Genomic DNA, 2,702 nt, shown 5'->3' on the forward strand with positions numbered 1-2,702 from the left:
TCGATCAGCGTGATCTTCAGACCGTACTTCGCCTCCAGCGCGGCCTTGCGCTCGTAGACGGCCTCCTTGCGGTAGCCGACGATGACACCGACCTCGGTCAGGCCGACCTCAGCGAAGTTCCCCAGCGTCAGGTCCAGCACCGTCAGCGACTCCTCGTCGCCCTCCGGGCCCACCGGCACCAGAGCCTTCGGCAGCGTGTCGGTGTAGGGGCGCAGACGCCGTCCGGCGCCGGCCGCCAGCACGAGACCTATCATCGCGGGTTCTCCTTAACTTCCCCGTGCACGGGGTGACTTCCCCGGTTCGCGGGGTGGGGGGGTAAAGCCGTGTGGCCCTGTCGCGAACGACAGGACCACACAAGGGGTGTCAGGTTCAGCTCTCGCCGTCCGGCGCGGGGACCTTGGCGGTCTTCTTCGCCGTCGACTTGGCGGCCGTCTTGGCGGTCTTGGCCGCCTTCTTGGCCGTCGTCTTCTTCGCCGTCGTCGTCTTGGCGGCGGTCTTCTTCGCGGCCGTCGTCTTCTTGGCGGCCGTGGTCTTCTTCGCGGCCGTCTTCTTCGCCGGGGCCTTCTTGGCCGCCTTGCGGGCGGTCTTCTTGGCGGGCACGGCCTCCTCGGGCTCCGCCTCGGCGGCGGGCTCCTCGGCGGCCGGCTCCGGCGCGGCCGACGGGACGACCACGACGGCCGTCTCCTCCGACGCGGTCGGCGCGGTGGCCTTGCGGACCGCGCGGCGGCGCGGACGGGCCGGAGCGGCGCTCTCCTCGGCCGCCGGGGCGGCCTCCGGCTGCTGCTGCGGCTCCGGCTCGGCCACCGGCGCGGGCTCGGCGACGGTCACCACGGCGGCCTCGGCCCCGGCCGGCGAACCGGCGGGCGCGGACACCTTGCGGGTGACCCGGCGACGGGCACGGCCCTTGGGCGCGGCCTCGTCGGCGGCGGGCTCCGGCGCGACCACCGGGTCCTCGGCGGCCATCGGCTCGGCGTGCGCCTCGGCGGCGGGCTCCGGCAGCACGGAGGTGGCGGCGGCCTCCTCGGCGGTGACCGACGCGGCGGTCGGCGCCTCCTCGGCGGCCCGCTCGAACCGTTCGGCCCGCTCGGCGGAGCGGCGGCTGCCCTCCTTCGGCGCACCGGCCGGGGCCGAGGCCCTACGGCCGGCCTTGCGGCGCGAACGCCCTCGTCCGGCGGCGGCCTCCGCCTCGGCGACGGAGCTGTACAGCTCCTCGTCCGGGGTGAAGTCCGGCGCGGGCAGCGCGAGCGGTTCGGCGGCCTCGGCGGCCACCTCGGCGACCGTCTCGGTCTCCACCGGCGCGGCGGTCTCGTGCTCGTGCTCGTGCACCTGACCGTCGCCGCGGCCGCGCTTCTTGCGCTTGCCGCCACCGCCGCCACCGACGGAGGTGGGCTGCTCCATGTGCACGATGACACCGCGGCCGTTGCAGTGGACGCAGGTCTCGGAGAAGGACTCCAGCAGGCCCTGGCCGACCCGCTTGCGGGTCATCTGCACCAGGCCCAGCGAGGTCACCTCGGCCACCTGGTGCTTGGTCCGGTCCCGGCCCAGGCACTCCAGCAGGCGGCGCAGCACCAGGTCCCGGTTGGACTCCAGCACCATGTCGATGAAGTCGATCACGATGATGCCGCCGAGGTCGCGCAGCCGGAGCTGACGCACGATCTCCTCGGCCGCCTCCAGGTTGTTCCTGGTGACCGTCTCCTCCAGGTTGCCGCCCTGGCCGGTGAACTTGCCGGTGTTGACGTCGACCACGACCATCGCCTCGGTCCGGTCGATCACCAGCGAACCGCCGCTGGGCAGCCAGACCTTGCGGTCCAGCGCCTTGGCGAGCTGCTCGTCGATCCGGTACGTGGCGAAGACGTCGACCTCGCCGGTCCACTTCTGGAGCCGGTCGGTGAGGTCGGGGGCGACGTGGGACACGTAGCCGTGGATCGTCGACCACGCCTCGTCACCGCTGACGATGACCTTGGAGAAGTCCTCGTTGAAGATGTCGCGGACGACGCGGACGGTCATGTCCGGCTCGCCGTACAGCAGCGCCGGGGCGTTGCCCGTCTTCGCCTTCTTCTTGATCTCCTCCCACTGCGCCTGGAGCCGCTCGACGTCACGGCGCAGCTCGTCCTCGCTCGCGCCCTCGGCGGCGGTGCGCACGATGACGCCCGCGTCCTCGGGGACGATCTTCTTGAGGATGGTCTTCAGCCGGGCCCGCTCGGTGTCGGGCAGCTTGCGGCTGATGCCGGTCATCGAGCCCTCGGGGACGTACACGAGGTAACGGCCCGGCAGGGAGACCTGGCTGGTGAGGCGGGCGCCCTTGTGGCCGATCGGGTCCTTGGTCACCTGGACCAGGACCGGCTGGCCGGACTTGAGGGCGGACTCGATGCGGCGCGGCCCGTTGGCCATGCCGAGCGCCTCGAAGTTGACCTCACCGGCGTACAGGACGGCGTTGCGGCCCTTGCCGATGTCGATGAAGGCGGCCTCCATGGACGGCAGCACGTTCTGGACCTTGCCCAGGTAGACGTTGCCGACGTACGAGGTGGCCTGCTCCTTGTTGACGTAGTGCTCGACGAGCACGCCGTCCTCCAGGACGCCGATCTGGGTGCGCTCGCCGTGCTGGCGCACGACCATCACACGCTCGACGGCCTCGCGGCGGGCCAGGAACTCGGCCTCGGTGATGATCGGCACGCGGCGGCGGCCCTGCTCGCGGCCCTCGC

Annotated in this window: 2 protein-coding genes; both read right to left on the bottom strand. The window is 72.3% G+C overall.

Annotation, left to right across the window (positions count from 1 at the left end; genetic code table 11):
- On the bottom strand, positions 1–254 hold a 254-nt coding region (locus tag CCN33_RS16705; RefSeq protein ID WP_167387876.1), incomplete at its 3' end, for a sugar phosphate nucleotidyltransferase.
- Between the two features lie 115 nt (positions 255–369).
- Positions 370–2,702, bottom strand: a 2,333-nt coding sequence (locus tag CCN33_RS16710) for an Rne/Rng family ribonuclease (protein WP_140394569.1), incomplete at its 5' end; no start/stop codon positions are given.

Origin of the sequence: Streptomyces recifensis (assembly GCF_002154615.1) — a bacterium.
Taxonomy (GTDB): domain Bacteria; phylum Actinomycetota; class Actinomycetes; order Streptomycetales; family Streptomycetaceae; genus Streptomyces; species Streptomyces griseoluteus.